Origin of the sequence: Paraburkholderia phytofirmans PsJN, from assembly GCF_000020125.1 — a bacterium.
Taxonomy (GTDB): Bacteria; Pseudomonadota; Gammaproteobacteria; order Burkholderiales; family Burkholderiaceae; genus Paraburkholderia; species Paraburkholderia phytofirmans.
Map to the genome: position 1 here is coordinate 974,877 of NC_010681.1, position 23,511 is coordinate 998,387.

Here is a 23,511-nt window from a genome sequence, read left to right on the forward strand (position 1 = left end):
TCCAAACGCGTAACTGAGCGGACGCGGCTGCTTAGTTGCCACCGGCCGCCGCGCGGCAGCTCTCGCACTCGACCTGTGTCAGCGTGCGCTCCGCGGGCTTTTGCGCAAGACGCACGGCGGAAAGTTGTCCGCCCCACACGCAGCCTGAGTCGAGACCGATCAGATTGTCGCGCAGAATCAGCCCGAGCGCGGCCCAATGACCGAACACCACGGTCACATCGGCGGTCTTGCGCGAAGGGACATCGAACCACGGCATGCAACCCGGCGGCGCCGCATTCAGGCCGCCGCTGCTGCTGAAATCCATGGTGCCTTCGGCGTTGCAGAAGCGGATGCGCGTCAACGCGCTGCACGTCAAACGCAGCCGCTCGATGCCTTTGAGTCCCGGTTTCCAGCGGTTCGGCTCGTTTCCATACAAACCGGCGAGCGTCTCCTTCCAGTTCGGCGCGCGCAGGGCGCGCTGCAATTCGTCGGCGAGTTCGAGCGTCAGATTCACGTCCCACTGCGGCAGCACGCCCGCATGAACCATGAGCATGCCATTGTCGAAGTGCGCGATCGGCCGGTGGCGGATCCATTCGAGCAGGTCGGCGGCATCCGGCGCGGTAAGAATCTCGTCGATCGTGTCGCCTTTCTTGGACTTGCGAATCCCCGCCGACACCGACAGCAGATGCAGATCGTGATTGCCCAGCACCGGCACCGCCTGCTCGCCGAGCGCGATGACGTCGCGCAACGTAGCCAGCGACTCCGTGCCGCGGTTGATCAGGTCGCCCGCGAACCACAGCGGCGTGCCGGCCGGCGGCGCGGCCTTGGCAAGCAGTCGCTGGAACGGCGTGCGGCAGCCTTGCAGATCGCCGAAGGCGAGCGGGTGTGGGGGCGGATCGGAACGAGTGGAAGACGTAGTGGCGGGTGTCATCAAGAAAGTGGGTGCGGTTTGATACACGCTGTTACGCACGAGGCGTGCCGCGTTGGGCAATGCAACATATTAGCGTGACATAATAGCCCGTTTGAAGGCTTGATATCGGGTGAGGCGCCGCTGGCAAGCGGCTCGGCGCAGGGCGCTCACGATATTGCGACACAACAGGATGACTTTCATGAACGGAGAAAGCATGTCGTCTTTTCATGCAGAGCAACCTATTCGTACGCTCGTCACCGGGGCGAACGGCTTTACAGGCCGCTATCTGGTCGACAACCTGCTCGGCCGCGGCCACACGGTGATCGAAACGATCGCCGGGCGCGACGAGCCGGAAACGCCGACGCGCGTGCGGCTCGACATCACGTCGCCGGATGCCTGCCGGCGCGCGATCGAAATCGCGCGGCCCGATTACATTGTCCACCTCGCAGCGATCAGCTTCGTAGGCCATAACGATCCGCTCGACTTTTACCGCGTCAACGTGATCGGCACGCTGAATCTGCTGGAGGCGTGCGCCGCCGCCGGTCATACGCCGCGCAAGCTGCTGATCGCGAGCAGCGCGAACGTCTACGGCAACGTGACGAGCGCCGCGATCGACGAGAGCTTTCCCGTCACGCCGGTCAATCACTACGCGGCCAGCAAGGCGGCGATGGAAACGATGGTGCGGACCTGGTTCGACCGCCTGCCGATTCTGATCGTGCGGCCGTTCAACTATACCGGCCGCGGCCAGGCGTCCAACTTCCTCGTGCCGAAGATCGTCGAGCACTTCGCGCGCCGCGAACCTGCGATCGAACTCGGCAATATCGACGTCGCGCGCGATTTCTCCGACGTGCGCTACGTGGCGAGCGCCTACGAAGCGTTGCTCGACTCCGAGGCCGCCTCGGAAACCGTCAATGTGTGCACGGGCACGCCCTTCACATTGCGCGAAATCCTTTCGGCGGCGAGTGATTTGACCGGGCATGAACTCAAGATTCAGATCAATCCCGCTTTCGTGCGGCAAACCGATGTGAAGATGCTGGCCGGCTCGCCCGCCAAACTGCGCGCGCTCGTGCCGAAAGTCGAGGCCATCCCGTTCATGGATACGCTGCGCTGGATGCTGGCGGCATAATCGGCCGCATTTGCGCGGCCATCCGCCATCTTTTTGCGTCACGGTGACGCGCGACTTTCGTTCGCGTATAAACAATCATCATGCGTCGCATTACCGGCTGATTTGATCAGGCGTGTGCGGCGTGTGCTTCCGTTTTTCCCAGTGCATCACGCTCAGTAAGACCGCTAGCCGTTCCATCGGCGCGGCGCTCCATCACGCTTGCGACCGTTCTCAGCGACATGCGTCATGAAAGTGTGACGGCCGAATTAACTGATGGAAACCAAACTTGTCAAGCTGTTTCAAGTTGTTAGGGTTCTAGTTTTTGCCTTTGGCGGCTTTATAATCGGGGCTTCATAAGATTGGCGTTTAAGCGCCCGCCCGCAGTGCCCAAGGGCGGCGGCGAGCGTCCACAAGATTCCGACACCACAACGCGTGGTTGCAGATCAGTCAAATCATTTCGATCTGCCACCAACATCTAGAAGGGAATTTCATGATTCTGGTAACGGGCGGCGCCGGTTTTATCGGCGCCAATTTCGTGCTCGACTGGCTCAATGCGTCGGACGAAGCGGTACTGAACGTGGACAAGCTGACGTACGCCGGCAATCTGGGTACGCTCAAGTCGCAGCAAAACAATCCGAAGCACGTTTTCGTGCGCGCGGATATCTGCGATCGCGCCGCGCTCGACGCGCTCTTCGCCGAGCATAAGCCGCGTGCCGTGCTGCACTTCGCCGCCGAAAGCCATGTGGATCGTTCGATTCACGGCCCGGCTGATTTCGTGCAAACGAACGTGGTCGGCACCTTCACGCTGCTCGAGGCGGCCCGTCAGTACTGGACTGCGCTCGGCGAGGCCGACAAGGCCGCGTTCCGTTTCCTGCACGTATCGACCGACGAAGTGTTCGGTTCGCTCTCCGCAACGGATCCGCAATTCTCCGAGACCACGCCGTACGCGCCGAACAGTCCTTACTCGGCCACCAAGGCCGGATCCGACCATCTGGTGCGTGCCTATCATCACACGTACGGTCTGCCGGTGCTCACCACGAACTGCTCGAACAACTACGGTCCGTACCAGTTCCCCGAGAAACTGATTCCGCTGATGATCGCCAACGCGCTCGGCGGCAAGGCTCTGCCGGTGTATGGCGACGGTCAGAACGTGCGCGACTGGCTGTACGTCGGCGACCACTGCAGCGCGATCCGCGAAGTGCTCGCGCGCGGCACGCCGGGCGAGACGTACAACATCGGCGGCTGGAACGAGAAGAAGAATCTCGACGTGGTCCACACGTTGTGCGATCTGCTCGATCAGCTGCGCCCGAAGACAGGCGCGTCGTACCGCGATCAGATCACGTACGTGAAGGATCGTCCGGGCCACGACCGCCGTTATGCAATCGACGCGCGCAAGCTCGAACGCGAACTCGGCTGGAAGCCTGCGGAAACGTTTGAGACAGGTCTCGCGAAAACGGTCCAGTGGTATCTGGACAATCAGGCATGGTCGGACGAGGTCGCCTCCGGCGACTATCGCAAGTGGGTTGAGACCAACTACGCGCAGCGCGCGTAAAGGCAAGGCAATGGCGCGCAAAGGCATTATTCTCGCGGGCGGATCGGGCACACGCCTGTATCCGATCACGCACGTGGTTTCCAAGCAGTTGCTGCCGGTCTACGACAAGCCGATGATCTACTACCCGCTGTCCACGCTGATGGTGGCGGGCATTCGCGACGTGCTGATCATTTCGACGCCGCAGGACACGCCGCGTTTCGAAGCAATGCTGGGCGACGGCAGCCAGTGGGGCATGAATATCCAGTACGCGGTTCAGCCGTCGCCGGATGGGCTCGCGCAGGCGTTCATCATCGGCCGGGATTTCGTGGGCAACGATCCGTCGGCGCTGATTCTCGGCGACAACATTTTCTACGGCCACGATCTCGCGAAGCAGCTCGAGCGCGCCAGCGAGAAAACCGACGGCGCCACGGTCTTTGCGTACCACGTGCACGATCCCGAGCGTTATGGCGTGGTGGAATTCGACAGGCAGTTCCGCGCGTTATCAATCGAAGAGAAGCCGGTCAAGCCGCGTTCGAACTACGCGGTCACGGGTCTGTACTTTTACGACAAGCAGGTCTGCGACATTGCCGCGGACATCAAGCCGTCGTCGCGCGGCGAACTCGAAATTACCGACGTCAACTCGCGTTATCTCGCCAACGCGGCGCTCGAAGTGGAAATCATGGGGCGTGGTTACGCGTGGCTCGATACGGGCACGCATGACTCGCTGATCGAAGCCGCGACCTTCATCGCCACGCTGCAGAAGCGTCAGGGCCTGGTGGTCGCGTGTCCGGAAGAAATCGCTTACCGGCAGCAGTGGATCGACGGCGAGCAATTGCAGGCGCTCGCCAAACCGCTCGCGAAGAACGCCTACGGCAAGTATCTACAAAACCTTCTTACGGACCAAGTGGCATGGCCATCCAAGTAACCGCTACCACGCTGCCTGAAGTCAAGATCATCGAGCCGAAAGTGTTCGGCGATGCGAGAGGCTTTTTCTTCGAGAGCTTCAATGCGAAGGAATTCGCCGAGCAGGTCGAGCCGGGCGTCGAATTCGTGCAGGACAACCATTCGCGCTCCGCGAAGGGCGTGCTGCGTGGGCTGCACTACCAGGTCCAGAATGCGCAGGGCAAGCTCGTGCGTGTCGTCGAAGGTGAAGTGTTCGACGTCGCGGTGGACATCCGCAAGAGTTCGCCGAATTTCGGCAAGTGGGCGGGCGTGGTTCTGTCGGTCGACAACCATCGGCAGTTGTGGGTGCCGCCCGGTTTCGCGCACGGTTTCGTGGTGCTGTCCGAGTCCGCGCAGTTCCTCTACAAGACCACCGACTACTGGTATCCCGAGCACGAACGCAGCATCGTCTGGAACGATCCGGCGATCGGCATCGAGTGGCCGATCGACGAAGAGCCGCTGCTGGCGGCGAAAGACGCGGCGGCCAAGCTTTTGGCCGATGCCGACGTCTTCGCTTAAGGGGTTGGCATGAGCGCACATGATGCCAAGCGGACGATTCTCGTCACCGGTGTAAATGGCCAAGTGGGTTTCGAGCTCGCGCGTACGCTGCAAGGGCTCGGCACCATGGTCGCGGTGGATCACGCCGCGATGGACCTGTCCGATCCGGATCAGGTTCGCGCCGTGGTGCGCAACATCCGGCCTACGCTGATCGTCAATCCCGCGGCTTATACGGCGGTGGACAAGGCGGAAGAAGAACTCGATCTCGCCATGCGCATCAACGGCGAAGTGCCGGGCGTGCTCGCTGAAGAAGCGAAAAAGCTGGGTGCGGCGCTGGTTCACTATTCGACCGACTATGTTTTCAACGGCGAGAAAGACGGCGCCTACGTCGAAGACGATCCCACCGATCCGCAAAACGCGTATGGGCGCACCAAGCTGGCAGGCGAGCAGGCCATCGCCGCGAGCGGTTGTGACCACCTGATTTTTCGCACGAGCTGGGTGTACGGCACGCGCGGCAAGAACTTCCTGTTGACGATGCTGCGCCTCGGCGCGGAGCGTGACGAATTGAGCGTGGTCGCCGACCAGATCGGCGCGCCGACCTGGTCGAAAACGATTGCCACGCTTACGGCAAACGTACTCGCCCAGGCAGCGGCGCCGGGCCAGGGCGACTGGTGGCAGCAGCGTTCGGGCGTGTATCACCTCACTGCGGCGGGTTCGGCGTCGTGGCACGGTTTTGCCGAGGCCATTTTCGAACTGTCGGGCCTGGCGAAAACGCCGACCGTCAAGCCGATCCCGGCTGCTTCCTATCCGACGCCGGCGAAGCGGCCCGGCAACTCGCGCATGTCGAATGACAAGCTTGCACGAACGTTCGGCGTGCAGGCGCCGGATTGGCGCGACGCCTTGCAACTTTGCCTGGGCGAGCGTTGAGCGGCACCCCGCTGACATCGCGTACGGGTGCCGTCGTTGTTTTCTACAACCCCGATGCGGCCTGTATCGAGCGGGCCAACCGGCTCGCCGCACGGATGCACTGCGTGGTGGTCGACAACACGCCGGCCATGCGCCCGGCGAGCGAGCTGGGACTGGACGGCGCGATCGAGTACCTGCCCAACGGCGAGAACGCGGGCATCGCGACGGCGATCAATCAGGGCATCGAAGCGCTGATTCGCGGCGGCTTCGACATGGCGATCATCTTCGATCAGGACAGCGAGCCGCCGGCTTCGCTATTCACGGAGCTGCCGAAGGTCATCGACGCGGCCAACGCATCGGGCGAGCGAGTCGCGCTGGCGGGTCCGGCTTATGAAGACGCGCGCCTGCGCGGCCTTGCGCCGTTCGTGCGCTTCAAGTGGGGCACGCTGGAGCGGATCGTGCCGCAGGGCGATCAGCCTATCGATGTCGACTTCCTGATTTCGTCGGGGTCGTGCATCAATTTGCGCTGGTGGTCGAGCATTGGTCCGATGGACGACGCGCTTTTCATCGATTTCGTCGACCTGGAATGGTGTGTGCGTGCCAAGCAGAAGGGCTACCGGGTGCTGGGCGTGCCGTGGGTGCACATGAGCCATGAACTTGGCGGCGAGCCGGTCCGTATTCTGGGGCGCGCGTATCCCATGCACAGCCCGTTGCGCCACTACTACCTGTTCCGCAACGCCATCGTGCTGATTCGGCGCTCCTATGTGCCCTGGACGTGGAAGTCGTCCGAACTGGTCAAGTTTCCGGTGCGGCTCCTCATCTATTCATTGATGCCCTCGCAGCGGCTGGCGCATCTGAAAATGGCCTTGCTCGGTATGTGGGACGGCATTCGCGGGCGGCTGGGTAGACTTTAAAACGCGGTGCGACAGCAGTCGGTGCCATTGGCAAACTACACGGGCAACAGGCGTCTCGTCGGATGCGTAGGAAAGAATTGCATGAACACAAAATTTGATGGGCATCAACAGGAAGCAGTCAGTCAGGACGTGTCCCGGGATGAGCCGTTGTCGTCTGGCGCCGAGGATGCACACCGTCTTCAGGCGCGCGTGACACAGCTCGAGAAACAGCTCACCGACGCGCTCACCGACGGCGAGTCGATCGCCAAGCTCAACAATCGGCTTCTGAAGCTGGAAGTCGAGCACGCCGCTTTGCTCCGTTCGACTTCGTGGCGTGTGACGGCACCGCTGCGTTCGGTGAGCCGTATCGCCGCGGCGGTCCGGCTCGCGTTCAGCACCATTGGCCGCCAGGCCGAGGTCAGGGGCGGGCTGGGCAGCGCGCTGGGCTATTACGCGTCGGTGATCGGGCGCGAAGGTCTGCCGGGCGTCGTGGCGCGCGTGCGCCGGCTCAAAAGCGGACGCGGATTCGCCGACGGTCCGCCGCGTGACGAGGTCTACCACGAGTGGATCAGCCAGTACGATACGGTCACGCCGGCCAAGCAACGCGAAATCGAAGCGGAAATCGGCCTGCTGGCGCGCAAGCCGCTGATCTCCGTCGTCGTGCCCACGTTCAATAGCGACGAGCGTCTGCTGCGCGAAATGGTGGCATCGGTGCAGGCGCAGATCTATCCGCACTGGGAGCTGTGCATCGCGGACGATGCGTCGACCCAGCCGCACGTCAAAGCTGTCCTGGAGGAGGTCGCCGCGGCCGACAGCCGCATCAAGGTCGTCTTCCGTGAGACGAACGGGCACATTTCCGAAGCCAGCAATAGCGCGCTCGCGCTTGCAACGGGCGAATATGTCGCCTTGCTGGATCACGACGACCTGCTGCCGCCGCACGCGCTGTATATGGTGGCGCGCTACATCAATCTGCATCCGCATGGCCGGATGTTCTACAGCGACGAAGACAAGCTCACCACCGAGGGCAAGCGCACCACGCCTTACTTCAAGTGCGACTGGAACCCGCAGATGTTCCTCACGCAGAACATGTTCTCCCATCTGGGCGTGTTCGAGACGAAGCTGGTTCGGGACGCGGGCGGTTTCAGGAAGGGCTTTGAAGGCAGCCAGGATTACGACCTGGCATTGCGTTGCGTGGAACTCGCCGGCGACGACAGCGTGATCCACATTCCGCATGTGCTGTATCACTGGCGCATCGTGCCCGGCAGCACGGCAGGCAGCGGCAGCGAAAAGCCGTATGCGCTGGTCGCCGCGATTCGCGCGCTGGAAGATCACCTGGAGCGCGCGAACATCAGCGCGACGGTCGAGCATCCGGTGGAATCGCTCGGGGTGCTACGCGTGCGTTATACGCTGCCGAGTCCGCAACCCAAAGTGTCGATCATCATTCCGACGCGCGATGGGCTTGCGCTGCTCAAGCAATGTGTGGACAGTGTTTTTGCCTACACGCTTTATCAGAATTTCGAAATCATCATCGTCGACAACGGCAGCGTGAAGCCGGAGACAATGAAATATTTCGACGAAGTGTCACAGCGTCCCAATGTCCGTGTATTGCGCGATGAATCGCCATTCAATTTCTCGGCGCTGAATAATCACGCGGCGCGCGTGGCGACCGGTGAATTCCTGTGTCTCCTGAATAACGATATCGAGGTGATCTCGCCGGACTGGCTGAATGAAATGGTCAGTCTGGCCAATCTGCCGCGCGCCGGCGCGGTGGGCGCGTGCCTGTGGTATCCGACTGATGCATTGCAGCACGGCGGCGTGGTGCTCGGGCTCGGCGGGATTGCCGGCCACATGCATCACATGATGAAGCGCGGGCACTTCGGGTACTTCGGCCGCGCGGTGGCTACGCAGAATCTGTCGGCGGTGACGGCCGCTTGCCTCGTGGTCAAGAAGTCGGTCTACGACGAAGTGGGCGGACTGGAAGAAGACCTGGCCGTCGCCTTCAACGACGTGGACTTCTGCATGAAGCTGCTGAAGGCGGGCTACCGCAATATCTGGACGCCGTATGCCGAGATGTACCATCACGAATCGGCGACTCGCGGCTCGGACCTCGATCCGGACAAGTACGAGCGGTTCGTGAGCGAAATCCGCCGTATGGAGGCACGTTGGGAAGGCTGGTTCGAACGCGATCCGGCGTACAACCCCAATCTGTCGCTCAGTTGCGAGGTGCTGCCGTTTACGCTGGCGTCGCCGCCGCGCATCGGCCAGTTCGAATAGCGGCGCAGACGCGCTGGTGTCTGCATGAAGCAGCGTGAGGCGCGCTGAGCCCTTGATTTGACGGCGTTCAGTCCGCTACGGCAGAATGCCGGGTTAAGATGGCGGCGGCTGTATCCACGAATAATCATGACGTTCCGGCGCGCCTGTCAACACGCCGCCGGAATTTTTAGCACCGTTTGCATCGGTTTGACAATCGAAGCGCAGACGGTTTGTCGGAACCTATCAATGCAAATTTCTGTTTTGCGGCATCGGTCGCTCTTGTGGGACTTTGTCCGCCGTGACCTGGCGACTAAATTCCGCGGTTCGGCGCTCGGCTCCGTCTGGATGATCGTTACGCCAATCCTGACTTTGCTGGTCTATTTCTTTGTTTTTAGCGTCGTGTTTAAGGCGCGTTGGGCCGGCGAAGGGTTAAACAGCAAGGCGTCCGCGCTGATTCTTTTCAGCGGGCTGATCACTTACACGTTCTTTTCCGAATGCTTTCTGCGCGCGCCGATGCTGATGCGCGAGAATCCGAACTTTATCAAAAAGGTCGTGTTCCCGCTGGAGGTGCTGCCGCTCGCCATTACGTTGTCCGCGGTCGTGAACGCGGCGATCGGCTATGGCCTTCTGCTCCTGTTCAACCTGGTGTTCGTCGGCTTGCCGCCGCTGTCGGCCATTGCACTGCCGGTCGTTCTGCTGCCGATGTTTTTCGCCGTGCTGGGCGTGACGTATCTGCTGGCGTCGCTCGGCGTGTATCTGCCCGACATCAAGCTGCTGGTGCCGCCTATTTCCATGGCTATCATGTACCTGAGCCCGGTGTTTTATCCGCTCGACATGGTGCCGCAAATCCTGCGCTTCGCGGTCGCGATGAATCCTTTTACGCCGGTGCTGGAAAACGTTCGGCACGTATTTTTCTTTGGCCAATGGCCGGATGTGCTCGGCATGATTATTCAGTTGGCCGTGTCGATTGCTTTTCTGTGCGCATGCTATTGGTTTTTCATGAAATCCAAAAAAGGATTTCCTGATGTGCTTTAGGAAATTCGCTTAAAGGTATAAGTCGAATTAACGTCGGCAGGGATTGGATTAATATAATGAATAGCAAGAAGGCGCGTGTTGGCATTGTTATCGTAACCTTCAATTCAGCGGAGGTGTTCGCGCTTGCGATCGAGAGTCTGATCAAGACCCGAAGCGATACGGAATTCGTGGTGGCCGCGATCGATAACGCATCCCGGCCGGCTGAGCGTGCCGCCGTGCAGGCCACGTTCGAACACGCTGTCGCCCAGCAAGGCTTGCAAGGCAAATTCTTTCAGCAAGACAAGAACCTCGGCTTTTCCGGTGGCAATAACATCGGGATCCAGTACTGCCTGGCGGATCCGACGATCACGCATATCTGCCTGCTCAATAGCGACGTCATCGTCACCGATCATTGGCTCGACTATCTCGTCGCGGCGGATAAGGATGCGATCGGTCCGCTGACCAACGCGTCGAACAATGAGCAGGGCATTCCCATTCCCTACCATCTCGGCGACCGCAACCGACTGGGCGAAGGCAGCGCCGCGCTCGATATGCCGGTGCTCGCGGAGTTTGCGATTCGCCGGCGTGAAGGCTGGCTCGGCTTGACCGTCGACAGCGACTTCCTGAGTTACTACTGCGTGCTGTTTTCGCGCGAGTTGCTCGAACGCGTCGGCGCGCTCGACGAGCGCTTCTTTCCAGGCGCATACGAAGACGACGACCACTGCGTCCGCATTTTGCAAGGCGGATTCAAGATGCACGTGGCGCGCGATGTATATATTCACCATTGGGGCTCGGCGTCGTTCGGCAAGCTCGACGTCGCCGAGGCACAGGGATTCGCCGCGCAGAATCGCGCGCGCTTCGAAGAGAAGCATGGCCGCGCGTGGCAGGACCGCACGCGCCTGTCCGTGACCGCGTGGATGCAGGATTCGTTGTTTGCGATTGCCTCGCCGAAACGGTTTCCGATTCACCTCGAAACGCATCACCTTTACGCGCGCCAGATGCGCACGCTGGTGGAAGGCCTCGAGGCCTATTCGAAGCATCTGAATGGCGAAATCGCGCGCTGGCAGGCTGAGCAGATGAACGATCTGCGTTCGCTGGTGATGGGGCGTTATATCGACGAACCCGTCTCGGCGGCGTCGTTGTTGCCCGTGATCAACGGCATCGATGCGGACATCGAGCAATATTTGTTGACGGACGGCGAAGGCGTGTCGCCGGAAGTCGTGCAGCGCATGAAGGTTCGATTCGAATCGTTCGCTAATGAACTGGATGCGCTAGTCGCCAGGACGTCGCGTACGGCTCGCGAGCTGACCGCGATGCAAGCCGCCAGGTCGCAGGACAAGCCGCTCAGCTTCAAACAGCGCGTGACCAACCGGCTGGCTCGCGCAGCGCGATTCCCCACCTCGAAGGTGAGCCGCCTCGTGCGCGGATACGAATTGTTGCAACTGCTGCGGCATGGCGACGGAATTCTTTTCTTCGCTCCGTATCCGACCAAGGAGCGTGAGCGCGACGGCTATTTTCAGCGTGTCAAGGCGATCGATTCGCTGTTTCCCTCGAAACACAGGGTGTATTGCGATGTGCGCGGTCATCCGGAGGCCAAGCCTTTTATCGAAAGGGCGGCGCATAACGCCTGGGTGCTGAACATTTCCCTGGCGTCTCGCAATCAGCAACGGCTCGTCGCGCTATTGGCGCGCCGCTTCAAACGCGTCTACTTTCACAGCGTTTTGCGCATGCCGAATGCGGCAGCGGAAGCGGCGCTTCGCGCGCCGGGCCTGAAATGGGTGCTTGATGTGCACGGCGTCGTGCCCGAAGAGTTCCGGATGCACAATGATTTCTTCTCCGCGCGCATTCATGACGATTGCGAGCGCATGGCGGTGGAGAATGCGAGCCGCGTAATTGTCGTGTCGCAGGCCATGGGCAACTATCTCGCGCACAAGTACCGCGAGCTGTTGCGCGCGAAAGTGATCGTGTTGCCGATCTTCGCATTGGAAGAAGGAAGCGAAGGAGCGCGGCCCTACAAGGATGGCCGGCCCACGGTCATTTATGCCGGCGGCACGCAGAAGTGGCAAAACGTACCCGCCATGATGAACGTGGTTGCGCGAGCACTGGACCACGCCGACTGGTGGATGTACACGCCGGATGTCGAGGTGATGAGAAACGCGGCGGCGCCCGAGGTTCAAAACCACCCGAACTTCCATGTGGCCAGCGCGACGCGTGCCGAGCTCAACGAGGTGTACCAGCAGTGCCATTTCGGCTTCATTCTGCGCGACGACATGGTGGTGAACCACGTGTCCTGTCCGACCAAGCTGATCGAGTATCTGGCGTTCGGCATCGTGCCCATCGTGGACACGCCCAACATCGGCGACTTCAACACGTACGGCATGCGTTACGTGAGTGTGGAGGATTTTGCCAAGGGGCGGATTCCTGACGCGGCCACGCGCATGGAGATGGCCGCGCACAATCGGGCCATCTGCGAGCGGCTGGTCGAGCAGAAGGCCACGGGCGAGAAGGAACTCATCGAGGCGCTGACCTAGTCGGCTAACCGGGGCCGCCGCGCGAAGAGAGGCGGGCGGCTCCCGATCACAGCTTTGTGTAAAGCTGTTCATCAACAAAGAGAGTGGTCTTGGACGATATAGCTATCCACGTTCGCGATTTGAGCAAGCGTTACGAACTTTATGCGAAGCCTCACCATCGGCTGGCGCAGATGCTGCTTCGCGGGCGTCGGCAGTTTTTCGGCGAATTCTGGCCGCTGCGCAACATCTCCTTCAACGTTAAGAAGGGCGAAGCAGTGGGTATCGTGGGCCGTAACGGCGCCGGTAAATCGACACTGCTGCAGATCATCGCCGGCGTCCTGTCGCCTACTCAGGGCGACGTGGAAGTCCATGGTCGGGTCGCGGCCCTGCTGGAATTGGGCAGCGGTTTCAACCCGGAGTTTACCGGCCGCGAGAACGCTTATCTGAACGGCTCGATTCTTGGCCTGACGCGCAAGGAAATGGACGCGGCCATGCCGGAGATCATCCGCTTCGCGGCGATCGGCGATTTCTTCGATCAACCCGTCAAGCACTACTCGAGCGGGATGATGGTGCGCGTTGCCTTCGCGGTGCAGGTGCAGTTGAACCCGGACGTGCTGATCGTCGACGAGGCACTGGCCGTTGGCGACGCGCTGTTCCAGAAGCGCTGCTATCAGCGCATTCGTCAGTTGCGGGATCGCGGCGTCGCGATTCTGTTCGTGTCGCACGACATCGAGTCGGTTCGAACCTTCACCGACCGCGCGATTTTGCTCCATCACGGCGAGGTCATGGCGGCGGGGCCGTCCGGCGAAGTCGTGCTGGCCTATCGCAAGCTGTTGCACGACGAGGAAAACCTCGCCAAGCAGAAGGAGATCGCCGAGCACAAGCAGGCGCTCAAAGCGAACACCGCACCGGCGGTCGCGGCGCCCGTCGAATCGCCGCAACTGACGGCGCCCGCCGCGACGGCCGAACCGCTCGAGGCCGCTGCAGCTGAAGGCCATCTCGGGCAAGCCGTGTCGAACGTCTCGGACGCAGCGGATCAGATGGAAACCGAGGCGCGCAACGAAGGCGGCAAGTTCGAATTCGGCAGCCTCGAGGCGCTGATTACAGACGTCTCCGTGCTCGACGGCGCGGGCGAGCAGTGCACCACGTTCTATACCGGCGATACAGTCAAGATCGTGGTGAAATTCTCGATCCGTGAGGACATGGACAAGCTCTATGTCAACCTGCGCATCCGCAACAAGGAAGGCATCAAGATGTACTCCTGGGGGACGTTCAACCAGGACGCCGAACTGATCGCCGGCAAGCAGGACGGCTTCGTTTTCTGGAACCGCAAATTCCGCGCGGGCGAAGAGCATTCCGTCGTCTTCACGATGGACTCCTGCGCGCTGGGCGAAAATTTCTACGAAGTGCAGGCTTCGCTGATCCACCAGGAGTCGATGAATTTCTCCGATCAGGCGATCTTGCACTGGATCGACGAGGCCGCATTCTTCATGGTCCGCGCGCGCGTCGACACGCATTTCTTCGGCGGCGTGTGCGATCTGCACATGCGCGCCGAACTTGAAGCACCTACCGGCGAAGCCTCGTAAGTCAACGCCCGTCAGTCGCAACGAGCAGGGCGACTGACCTTCTTCGACAAAACGGCTCGCCGTACAAAACCTTGGTATCGACTGTATGACCGTGTTTTCAAGCCACGATGTGCGAGCATGCTTGCGCCAGTGCGTCACCTGTTTCGGGCACGGCAGGATCCTGTACATCGGCGCGCACGCCGCGGATGCGCTCGACTTCCTGCTTGCCGCGGGAACCGATCCGTACGCGCTTTCGCTCGACGCGGATGGCGGGGCGCAAGCCGATCATCGGTTCGTGTCCGACCGGCTCGAAGCGGCGTCCGTCGCGGCGCCGGCTCTCGACTTTGCCCGGCGTGAATCTTTCGACGCGGCGATCGTGATTCTCCCGCAGAACAGTGTGGCCGCCGACGCGTCAACGTGGCTCCAGCTGATTGCGCAGGCGGGGATCAGGAACGTCGCGCTGGTGACGGCGGTCGCGCAGAACCGCACCGACGCAGCATCAGCCGGCCAGACCAAAAAACAGGCCTTCGAACTTGGGTTCCGCATTCACGCCCGCTCGACGTTCGCGCGGCTGACTCATCCGCTGCCGCCGTTGGGCGGCTACGAAGTCTGCGCGTTCGAGCGTGCTGCGAACGCGTCGGCGGAACGCCACCCGGCGCCGGCCGAAGATATCTTGTGGCATATCGACCCGGCGTCGCAAACCGCAGTCGCCGAGTTCACGCAGATCGACGGTTTCGTTCGAGTCGGCGACACCGTTCTCGTGCTGGACGATACGGCCGGCAGCGGTGCTTACATCGTTGCGCAGAATTCCATCGCGCGTCACGTGCTCGGCATCGTGCTGGACGCGTCGCGGTGCGGTTACGCGTCGACTCAGTATGGCGAGGCCGGACGCGTCGATTTCAAGCCGTGGGCCAGTGATGCATTGCATACCCTTGCGAGCCATTCATTCGACGTGGTGATCTGCCGCGACCTTCGCTGTTTCGCGCCGCTCGACTGGGCACGGCTCGCCGACATCGTGCGGCCCGGCGGCCGCCTGATTCTCGGCCTTCAGGCGCCGGAAAGCGCGGGCGATGCATCTGTCGCATTGCAGTCGCCGGTCGAACTGCTGCGCGCGAGTACCGGTTCGACCCACGCAAGCTGGCTGCCGGAAGGCGCGTTCATTTTGCCGCCGGGTGCGCCCTCGGACGTCGCCTGGCGCAAGATGGCACTCGACGAGCGCCTCGTGGCCAGCGACGGTCATCTGATCGTCGTGTCGATGCGCGATCCCGTCGGCGCGGATGCGTCGGCTTTTGTCGATACGATGTACCAGCACGCCGATTCGCCGGCGTTCAATGTCTTGCCGGACGCACGCAGCATGGTGAATCCATGGCTCTTCCGGAGCATGGTGACCATCGGCACGCGCATGAACAACGATGCCGAATTGGGAAGCCTGCAAGCGCGCGTGCTGGAGCAGGCGCCGCACGACACCGCCGACTACGGCGCCGCGCTGTGCGGCCACGCGTATCGCGTGCTTGCCGCGCGGGCCTCGACCGACACGGTGCGCACGTGCGTGGCGGAGATTCAGGCGTACCTGGATACGAATAAGAAGGACGCACAATATCTGCGGTGGTCGATCTCTCAGAGTTATGTGGCCGCGAAACTGTTGCAGGCGGTAGGCGATCTGGAAGGTGCCGAGGCTTGGGCATTGACGTGCGCCGCGATGGACCCGGTTCCGTTTAGTCCGCTGCTGACGACCAAGACGGTTGCCGCGCTCGATCTGGCGGCCAGCTTTGCCGTAGCGCGCCGCGACTATGAGGCCGCGCGCCGGTATCTCGAACGGGCGGTGCGGGAAGTCCAGCGGGTTCTGTCGGGCGACTGGGTGAACATTCTCGGCGACACGGCGAAGCCGTTGAGCTTCGGCTTGCCGGAAGTGTCGCAACTGGCCGAATTGGGCGCGCGGTGCGCTTATCTCCTGAATTATCTTGCCGATGCCGAGTATCGGCCCGGGCTGGTGTGGCGTGAACACCGGGGCTTTTACGAGCGTGTGTTCGAAGCAAAGGACACTCAGCTCGAAGCTTTGTTGGACCGCAACACCTTCCTGTACGGCGAAACACAGCGCCTGGAAGATGTCGTCCTGCAGTTGAAAGGCGAAGCCGACAGGCTCGAAGGCGTCATCCGGCAAGGCAAAGATGAAGAGGCTCGCCTCGAAGCCGTGATTGGAGAGAAGGATCGCGAAGTGGCTGCTCTTACACAGACCGTCGCCGCAGGCGAAGCAGAAAAGACTCGTCTCGCGGCCGCGCTCAATGAACAGGTGCTGACTAGCGAGGCGCTGCGTGCCGCCGTTGCGCGGACCTTGAAGGCCAGGTTGCTGCGCGCAACTCGCGCGCTGTCGCGGCGGCTAGGTATGACGGGCCGCGCCCGCCAGCCCGCACCGGCCGCTGCGCCTCCCGCGCCGGTCCCGGCTCCCGTCAAGCGCTTCCCCAATGCGCCGTTGTTGCTCGACGGAGGGCGCGTCGCGCAATGGCTCGGGCAGTTCGACGCGGATGCGCCGCGCTGGGTATCCAGCCAGGCGCTCGCGTCTGTCTTGCCTGAGAGCGAGCGCAGTACAGGCGACCTGAATGCGCCTGACGCGCAACTGAAAATCATCGCCGCCGCCGATTTGCGGTCTCTGGCACCGCAAGCGCCGGGCGTGGTGATCGTCGCCGTGTTCGAGGCGGGCGACAACCCGTACGCATTGCGCAGCGACGTCTACGACCATGTCGACTTGTGTATTGCACTCGATCACAAAGTGTTCCTGGGACTGGCGTTGCTGCATCCCATGGTGATCGAAGCGGCACCCGCGAATGTCGTCGACTCCGCGCGCCGTTTCTGGAAGGCGATCAATAGCACGCAGCCGCTGATCGTGCCGGACGCCCCCGCTTTCAACCCGCCGGTTTCACCGGTTGTCATGCTGCAGGTCGACAGCTTCATGGTCGGCGGTCTCGAACGTGTTGTCTTCGACTTGCTGGACCGTTTGGGCAAGGCGGGCTTTAAACCGATGCTCGGCGTTACGGGCGACGTTGCGACCGAGGCCGAGGCCGAACTCAAGCAGCGCCAGTTCGACTACGTGCGCCTGCCGGGCGATCCCGCCGAGCTTCGCGCGGTGCTGGTCGAGCGGAAGGTGGCGCTCGTCAATGCTCACTATTCGCTGACGCTCAGCGACATGTGCGCTTCGCTGAAAATACCGTTCGTCCAGACCGTGCATAACATGTACATGTGGCTCGACGCCGCCGGCAAGGAACAGTGGCGTCGCGTGGATGAAGTGACGGACGCGTATATCTGCGTGTCGGCCAATGTTGCGATGTTCGCGGATGTGAATCTGCGTCTGAGCGCGGAGCGCATGATCGTCGTGCCGAACGGCTGCGACTCGGGCAGCGCAATGCCCTTGCTCGAACCGGAGCGCGACCTCGCGCTGCGCGAGGAGCTCGGATTTCCGGCGGATAGTCCGGTCTTCGTCAACGTCGCCTCGATCAATCCGGTGAAGGGTCAAGGTCTGTTGATCGACGCGTTTGCGATCGCGCATGCGAAGCGGCCCGACATCCGTCTCGTGATCCTCGGGAAGCACTCGGATGCCGGCTACGCTGCGCGGCTCCAGGAGCGCATCGCGCATCACGGCTTGCAAGGCGTGGTGTCGATGCCCGGCTATCGGTCCGACGTCTATCGATTCGTCGATCTCGCGCGCGCGGTCGTGATGCCGTCCTTTACCGAAGGCTGGAGTCTGGCGATTTCGGAGACGCTTCAGCGCAACGCGCCGGTCATCGCCACCGATGTCGGCGGCGCGCGCGAACAGTTGATCGGCGAAGCAAACACGGTGATTCGCGCCTATCGTGACGACTGGTCGACGCTGGACGGTGCCGAGTTCTATCAGGCCATCGCCAACGAATGGGAACTGCACGCGGTTCGCGACGAACTGGCCAGAACGATGGTCGAGCACGCCGGGCGGCCGGTGCGTCAGCCGCGCGAGAGTTTGCAGCAGTCGTTCCAGTCGATGACACCGACGGAAGCCTACACGCGGCACGCGGAGATTTTCGCGGCCATCCTGACTCGCACGAACGCCGATTGCGTTCGCTATGCATCGTATCTGCCTCAGCGTCAAAGCCGTTACTTCAAATTGACCGATGCGCGGCCCGAAGTGGTCTGAAGCTGCCGGAACCAAAGGATATCTACCATGGCAAAGAAAAAAGTAGTGGTGTTTGCCGGCACGCGGCCGGAAGCGATCAAGGTCATCTCGGTGGTGCAGGCGCTGCGCGCGGCGCCCGACGATTTCGACGTGTGCCTGTGCTCGGTCGGTCAGCATCGGGAAATGCTGATGCAGGCTTTCGCGGACTTCGGCGTGACGCCGGACGCGAGTCTGGACGTGATGTCGCAGAATCAGTCGCTGGCTGGGCTGAGCGCGCGTCTGTTCACCGCGATCGATGAATTCCTCGCCGCGCAGTCGCCCGACATCATCCTCGTGCAGGGCGATACGATGACCGTTCAGGTGGCGGCGTTGACGGCTTTCTATCGTCGCATTCGCGTCGGGCACATCGAAGCCGGTTTGCGCAGCCACGACATGGCCGCGCCCTTTCCGGAGGAACTCAATCGACGTGTGGCGTCGCTCGTGACCGACCTCCATTTCGCGCCGACGGAACTGTCGAAGAAGAATCTGCTGGCGGAGCAGGTGCCCGCGGAACAGATCTTCGTGACCGGCAATACCGTGGTGGACGCGCTGTATCTGATGCTCGAGCGCCTGAAGAACGAGCATGTCGAGTTGCCGGAGCGAGTCGAGGCCGCACTCGCGGAAGGGCGGCGCATCGTGCTGGTGACGGGGCATCGTCGTGAGAGTTTCGGACCTGGCTTCGAGAACATCTGCACGGCGTTGCGGACGATCGCCGAGGCGCATCCGGACGTGCGTATCGTCTATCCGGTGCATATGAATCCGAAGGTCCGGGAGGTCGTCAACCGCGTGCTGAGCGATCAGCCGGGCATCTATCTGGAAGAGCCGCTGACCTACAAGCCGTTCCAGCGGCTCATGGCGGCGAGTCACATTATCCTGACCGATTCGGGCGGGATTCAGGAGGAAGGGCCCGCGTTGGGCAAGCCGGTTCTCGTGATGCGCGATGTGACCGAACGGCCGGAAGGCGTCGAGTCCGGTGTCAACAAACTGGTCGGCACGGATGTGGCCACGATCGTTCGTGAAACCGCGCGTTTGCTCGACGATCCCGCTGCCTATCAGGCCATGTCCGCCGGCAAGAACCCGTTTGGCGACGGAACCGCGGGCGCTCAGATCGTCGCCATTCTGAAGTCGAAGTTCGCGCAGTCCTGATTGGCATGGCGCTGACAGTCGCGGGCCGGGCATCGTTGAGTTCGCCCGCTCGCGCTTGCGTCAGCCCGCATTCGGCCGACCGCTGTCAGTGTGCAAAGTCGTATTGATCGATAAAAAAATATGAAATCCAATGACCGCACCTGGGCAGCGGGGGCGCCCATCACGGCCGGCCCGAATGCTTCGGTGATCGATGACAAGGCCTCCAACGGGATCTGGCTGTTAGCCGTCTTCGCAATCACGCTCGGGCTGACCTTTGCGCGGATGCCGCAACGCCTGACGCAAGGCTTCCTGTGGGCGGAGGACGTATCGATCTTTCTCAAGGGCGGCTACGAGGAGGGCTTCAGGTCGATATTTGCGCCATACGCGGGCTATCTTCACGCCGTTCCGCGCCTGATCGTCGCGGCGTACGCATCACTGGGGTCGCCTGTCCACGCGCCGCTGGTCCTGGCGTGGGTCTGCGCGATCGTGCTGGCCAGCGCCGCAACGCTGCTTTTCACTGCCGTGTATCGCCATGTCGGCCGCGTGGCGGCCCTGTGCTTCGCGCTTGCGCTGATTGTCGTCCCTCAGGATGGCGAAATATGGCTGACCGTCACCAATCTCCAATGGATCCTCGGGCCTTTGCTGCTCGTTCTGCTCTGGCGGGAATTCGCGGCCAAACAGGTTTTCCCAGCGCGAGTGTTTTATCTCGACGCGGTGCTAATCGTCCTGCTGGCTCTGACGGGTCCGTTTGGTCTTGTGTTCAGTGTGTTCGTGATTGGGGCTGCTTTTATCAAGGGGCGGCACGAGTGGACAGTTCGCACTTGGGGCCTGTTTGTCGCATACGGTCTGGCGCTGACGGCCCAAATGGCGTGCCTGGTGCACGCGAGCTCGCAAGGCGGGCTGGTCAATTTTAATCCGGCGGATTTCCACTGGATCAGTTCTTTCCTGCGGTATTTCGTTCTCGATTTTATAAGTCCGGCTTCGTTGAACGATAAATGGAGCGTTGGCATGCGTATAGGCGTGTCGCTTATCGCTATCGCATGTTGCGGTTTTGCGCTGTACAAGACGCCCGGCAATTACCGCTTTGCGTGTGTCGCACTTCTTTTTCTCGCCGTGCTGTTCTGGGTACTTGGCATAGCCCGGTTTGGCCGCACGGATCTCCCCATGCGATGGTCGATGGGCGGATCGAGATATCTCTACGTGCCGTTCGTGTTCTGCTTCTGGGCATTGGTCATTTGCCTTTCAAAGGCGAATGGCATCGGTGCCAAACTGGTAGCGGGTGCGCCGCTCCTGCTGATCTGTTTTTCCAGCGCGTCGGGTTTTGCGAGCGGGAAATGGCCCGCGACGAATATAACGTCGCTAGTGACCGGTGATGCTGTTTCGTACCGGTTATTGCCACCGCCTGGCGATTCATTCGGCACGACCATCAGGACCGTGCGGTAAGGCGCCGTTAGCGCCGCGTGGCGTCGGAAAATCGACCTATTGTCGCGGCAGATAACGCTGCGCAAAAAGGCTCGCTTCATCAATTGACGTGGGGCATTGGGGAGATTCCGCTCCCGCCGGATCGTGGGAAGGGAAAAATGCCGGAAAATCACTGGTAAAATCGTTATCTCAGAAATAGGCGGCGGGAGAAGCGATTTATGGTGAATTCGGTAGACGCGGGAAAGGACCGAGCGCCGTCGCTGGACATGCTGCGCGGCTATGCGGCCTTGATCGTCGTTTTCGCGCATACCACGGTGGCAGGGCTTTACAAGGTCGAGCCGCTGTGGGGATGGCTGAAATGGACTCCCCTGCGCGTTTTGTGGGCCGGCCACCAGGCAGTGATCGTGTTCTTCATGTTGAGCGGCTATGCGCTCGCGCATATGTACGGCGAACTGAAGTCGCGCCGTTATCCTACGTTTGCCGCTGCGCGGATCATCCGGCTTTATCCTCCGTTCATTGGTTCGCTCGTGGTCGCCGTCGGCCTGTACTGGCTCGTCGGCCGCGCGGGTTATGTCTGGGAGCGCGGCTGGATGTACACGGCGCATCCCGTACTCGACAAGCAGGTGATCTTCGATCATCTGAAAATGATTGGAAGCTACGACACCAGCGCGATCAATCCGCCAATGTGGTCGATCGTGCATGAGATGAGATGGTCATTGGCATTCCCCATCATTGCCTTTCTCGTCAACCGCTTTCGATTCAAGGCTGTCATTGCAGCGGTAGTGAGTTCGACGCTCATCGGTATTGCGGCGCTGGCTGGATCGCCTACCCATATTCCCTGGCCGCTTCAGGATGCGCTTCTGACGACACACTACGGCACGTTCTTCGTCATAGGTGCGTGGTTTTATTCGCGTCGTTTTCAGATTATCGACAGGGCGACTGCATTGCCGGTCAAGTCACGTGCCATGTGGTGGATCGCGGCGTTGGTCCTGTTCTCCTATCCGTTCGATAATCCGTGGAGCATCGGTGGACGGATTTTCGGCGACCTCGGGGTCTCAATCGGAGCATTCCTGCTAATGGCGCTGTCCTTCACCATCAAGGAAGGGCGTGTTTATTCGATTGGACACTGGTTGGGGAAAATCTCCTACAGCCTGTATCTCAACCACTACGTGATACTGAGCGTGTCGCTGGTGATTCTCTATCCCCGCTTTGGGCCGGTTCCTGTCTGGATCGCCACGGTTTGTGGCGCACTGGTTCTCGCGTTCGCAATGAACAGGCTGGTCGAGGTGCCGTCGCAAAACTGGGCGCGGGCTTTGCGTCGCCGCTGGTCGCCAAAGACGGTTGAGCGTTCGGCAAATAGTGCGAACCTTGTTCAACGATAACAATAACGATGGCAGAGATTCAGATAGACCCCGTTTCTAGCATCGAAAATGAGTTGTCACGACGCAGGTCTTTAGTCGATGGTGCTTTCGTCTTCGTTCTCGCTTTCATCGTGCTATTTATCCGCATGCACGGTCGGCTCACGCGCGGTTACCTGTGGGCTGAAGACGCGCCCATTTTCATCAAGGAAGGTTTCGAACTTGGCGCGCGAGCCATCATTACGCCTTATGCAGGATACCTGCATGCGGTGCCGCGCCTGCTGATATACGGCTATACGTGGTTCGGGACGGTTACTTCCACGCCGCATGCATTTGTCTGGCTTACCACGTCCACCACGCTTGTTTCCTGCCTGTACCTGTATGTGATCGCCGCGCGCTATTTGCCGCGTGCGGGCGCCTATCTGCTCGGTCTGTCGCCCGTTCTCATTCCTCACAACGGCGAGGCGTGGTTGACCGTCACGAATCTCCAATGGGTGCTGGCGCCCGTGCTTATTGCGATGGTTTGGGACTGCACGCAGCGCACCGACACGAACCGGATCTTCGGCCGCTGTGTCGCCATCGGTCTGCTTTCGCTGACCGGCCCGTTCAGCATTCTGTTTTCGCCCATTGCCGCGCTGGGCATCGTGGCTCACCTGAAGCGGTCTGGAAGGCGCCTGTGTTCGTTGCCGCTGCTGGTAGTCGTGGCCGGCGGCGCGGTTCAACTGGCAACGCTACTGACAAGTCCGCCAAACCATCCGGCAGCGCACGCCGCAAGCGAGTATCTGCACTTCGGCTGGCTGAGCGCTTTTTTCCACTATTTCGTGCTCGACTTCTTACTCGCCGATCGGTGGATCAATGGTTTGGGCAAGGGCATGTTTTACGTTTCATTCGCGCTATTCGCCGCAGTGCTGGCGTGTGTGGCGACTTTACCCGGCAAGTGGCGCAACGCCTGCGTGATTGCGCTCGCGCTCGCCGTCGCCTTCTGGATGCTCGGCGTGGTGCGAAGCGACGCGCCGGAGTTGCCCGTCCGGTGGTCGGGCGTGAGTGCGCGGTACACCTTCTTTCCGCTCATCCTGTGCATGTGGACGTTCGTCATCGCGGCCGCCAAAAGCAGAATCGCGCTTGCCCGCTACGGCGCTACGCTCTTCTTATTGCTGATGCTGGTGAACAGCGCATTGCGCTTCGCGGCTCCGTGGTATCCCTACGAGATCGTATCGACGCAAGCCGGCGTTTTCCTTGTCCACGCGCCGCCCGGCGATGTGTTCCGGGCAGAGGTCAAACCGCTGCGTTGATCGTATGGGCGGATAGTTCGGCTACTTCGGC

At 61.2% G+C, this 23,511-nt stretch carries 16 protein-coding genes; 15 read left to right on the forward strand and 1 reads right to left on the reverse strand.

Annotated features, from left to right (window positions below):
- Positions 1-31: 31 nt before the first annotated feature.
- Positions 32-910 carry a symmetrical bis(5'-nucleosyl)-tetraphosphatase gene (locus BPHYT_RS04255; protein WP_012431928.1) on the reverse strand — a complete coding sequence of 293 codons (879 nt, stop codon included), beginning with the start codon at positions 908-910 and terminating at the stop codon, positions 32-34.
- A 193-nt stretch (positions 911-1,103) separates the two neighbouring features.
- Here BPHYT_RS04255 and BPHYT_RS04260 point away from each other — a divergent pair, with 193 nt between their 5' ends.
- The 15 genes from BPHYT_RS04260 (at position 1,104) to BPHYT_RS04330 (ending at position 23,480) form a co-directional block, all read left to right on the forward strand.
- A complete protein-coding gene (locus tag BPHYT_RS04260) occupies positions 1,104-2,015 on the forward strand; it encodes a GDP-mannose 4,6-dehydratase (protein ID WP_012431929.1) in 912 nt (303 codons plus the stop codon).
- Positions 2,016-2,484: 469 nt separating this feature from the next.
- On the forward strand, positions 2,485-3,546 hold the full coding sequence (rfbB, locus tag BPHYT_RS04265; protein WP_012431930.1) for a dTDP-glucose 4,6-dehydratase: 1,062 nt from the start codon (positions 2,485-2,487) through the stop codon (positions 3,544-3,546).
- Positions 3,547-3,556: 10 nt separating this feature from the next.
- Positions 3,557-4,450, forward strand: coding sequence for a glucose-1-phosphate thymidylyltransferase RfbA (gene rfbA / locus BPHYT_RS04270; protein WP_012431931.1), 894 nt, complete (start codon positions 3,557-3,559; stop codon positions 4,448-4,450).
- Positions 4,435-4,986 (forward strand): dTDP-4-dehydrorhamnose 3,5-epimerase, encoded by a 552-nt coding sequence (gene rfbC, locus BPHYT_RS04275; RefSeq protein ID WP_012431932.1) that lies wholly within the window; start codon positions 4,435-4,437, stop codon positions 4,984-4,986. Before rfbA ends, rfbC begins: the two co-directional genes overlap by 16 nt.
- A gap of 9 nt (positions 4,987-4,995) precedes the next feature.
- Positions 4,996-5,892, forward strand: a complete 897-nt coding sequence (gene rfbD / locus BPHYT_RS04280; protein ID WP_012431933.1) for a dTDP-4-dehydrorhamnose reductase — start codon at positions 4,996-4,998, stop codon at positions 5,890-5,892.
- Positions 5,889-6,785: a glycosyltransferase family 2 protein gene (locus BPHYT_RS04285; protein ID WP_012431934.1), complete on the forward strand. Its 897-nt coding sequence runs from the start codon at positions 5,889-5,891 to the stop codon at positions 6,783-6,785. The genes rfbD and BPHYT_RS04285 overlap by 4 nt, the downstream gene beginning before the upstream one ends.
- A gap of 81 nt (positions 6,786-6,866) precedes the next feature.
- Positions 6,867-9,038, forward strand: a complete 2,172-nt coding sequence (locus BPHYT_RS04290; protein WP_012431935.1) for a glycosyltransferase family 2 protein — start codon at positions 6,867-6,869, stop codon at positions 9,036-9,038.
- A gap of 126 nt (positions 9,039-9,164) precedes the next feature.
- A complete protein-coding gene (locus BPHYT_RS04295; protein WP_083772034.1) occupies positions 9,165-10,052 on the forward strand; it encodes an ABC transporter permease in 888 nt (295 codons plus the stop codon).
- Between the two features lie 56 nt (positions 10,053-10,108).
- Complete coding sequence (locus BPHYT_RS04300; RefSeq protein WP_012431937.1) at positions 10,109-12,562, forward strand: glycosyltransferase; 2,454 nt, start codon at positions 10,109-10,111, stop codon at positions 12,560-12,562.
- Between the two features lie 89 nt (positions 12,563-12,651).
- On the forward strand, positions 12,652-14,127 hold the full coding sequence (locus tag BPHYT_RS04305) for an ABC transporter ATP-binding protein (protein ID WP_041758272.1): 1,476 nt from the start codon (positions 12,652-12,654) through the stop codon (positions 14,125-14,127).
- A gap of 85 nt (positions 14,128-14,212) precedes the next feature.
- A complete protein-coding gene (locus tag BPHYT_RS04310) occupies positions 14,213-18,265 on the forward strand; it encodes a glycosyltransferase (RefSeq protein WP_012431939.1) in 4,053 nt (1,350 codons plus the stop codon).
- Between the two features lie 27 nt (positions 18,266-18,292).
- On the forward strand, positions 18,293-19,429 hold the full coding sequence (gene wecB / locus BPHYT_RS04315; RefSeq protein ID WP_012431940.1) for a non-hydrolyzing UDP-N-acetylglucosamine 2-epimerase: 1,137 nt from the start codon (positions 18,293-18,295) through the stop codon (positions 19,427-19,429).
- A gap of 120 nt (positions 19,430-19,549) precedes the next feature.
- Positions 19,550-20,851, forward strand: a complete 1,302-nt coding sequence (locus BPHYT_RS04320) for a hypothetical protein (protein WP_012431941.1) — start codon at positions 19,550-19,552, stop codon at positions 20,849-20,851.
- A 197-nt stretch (positions 20,852-21,048) separates the two neighbouring features.
- Positions 21,049-22,212, forward strand: coding sequence for an acyltransferase family protein (locus BPHYT_RS04325; RefSeq protein WP_012431942.1), 1,164 nt, complete (start codon positions 21,049-21,051; stop codon positions 22,210-22,212).
- Between the two features lie 125 nt (positions 22,213-22,337).
- The gene (locus tag BPHYT_RS04330; protein ID WP_041758274.1) at positions 22,338-23,480 is read left to right on the forward strand and encodes a hypothetical protein; all 1,143 of its coding nucleotides are present in this window, start codon (positions 22,338-22,340) and stop codon (positions 23,478-23,480) included.
- Positions 23,481-23,511 lie beyond the last annotated feature (31 nt).

Excerpts from the sequence above, each read along its gene's own strand:
- rfbD (WP_012431933.1), top strand. The coding sequence starts at position 4,996 with ATGAGCGCACATGATGCCAAGCGGACGATTCTCGTCACCGGTGTAAAT.
- BPHYT_RS04310 (WP_012431939.1), top strand. The coding sequence starts at position 14,213 with ATGACCGTGTTTTCAAGCCACGATGTGCGAGCATGCTTGCGCCAGTGC.
- rfbC (WP_012431932.1), top strand. The coding sequence starts at position 4,435 with ATGGCCATCCAAGTAACCGCTACCACGCTGCCTGAAGTCAAGATCATC.
- rfbA (WP_012431931.1), top strand. The coding sequence starts at position 3,557 with ATGGCGCGCAAAGGCATTATTCTCGCGGGCGGATCGGGCACACGCCTG.
- BPHYT_RS04255 (WP_012431928.1), bottom strand. The coding sequence starts at position 910 with ATGACACCCGCCACTACGTCTTCCACTCGTTCCGATCCGCCCCCACAC.
- wecB (WP_012431940.1), top strand. The coding sequence starts at position 18,293 with ATGGCAAAGAAAAAAGTAGTGGTGTTTGCCGGCACGCGGCCGGAAGCG.
- rfbB (WP_012431930.1), top strand. The coding sequence starts at position 2,485 with ATGATTCTGGTAACGGGCGGCGCCGGTTTTATCGGCGCCAATTTCGTG.
- BPHYT_RS04290 (WP_012431935.1), top strand. The coding sequence starts at position 6,867 with ATGAACACAAAATTTGATGGGCATCAACAGGAAGCAGTCAGTCAGGAC.
- BPHYT_RS04295 (WP_083772034.1), top strand. The coding sequence starts at position 9,165 with ATGACGTTCCGGCGCGCCTGTCAACACGCCGCCGGAATTTTTAGCACC.
- BPHYT_RS04320 (WP_012431941.1), top strand. The coding sequence starts at position 19,550 with ATGAAATCCAATGACCGCACCTGGGCAGCGGGGGCGCCCATCACGGCC.
- BPHYT_RS04300 (WP_012431937.1), top strand. The coding sequence starts at position 10,109 with ATGAATAGCAAGAAGGCGCGTGTTGGCATTGTTATCGTAACCTTCAAT.
- BPHYT_RS04330 (WP_041758274.1), top strand. The coding sequence starts at position 22,338 with ATGCACGGTCGGCTCACGCGCGGTTACCTGTGGGCTGAAGACGCGCCC.
- BPHYT_RS04325 (WP_012431942.1), top strand. The coding sequence starts at position 21,049 with ATGGTGAATTCGGTAGACGCGGGAAAGGACCGAGCGCCGTCGCTGGAC.
- BPHYT_RS04260 (WP_012431929.1), top strand. The coding sequence starts at position 1,104 with ATGTCGTCTTTTCATGCAGAGCAACCTATTCGTACGCTCGTCACCGGG.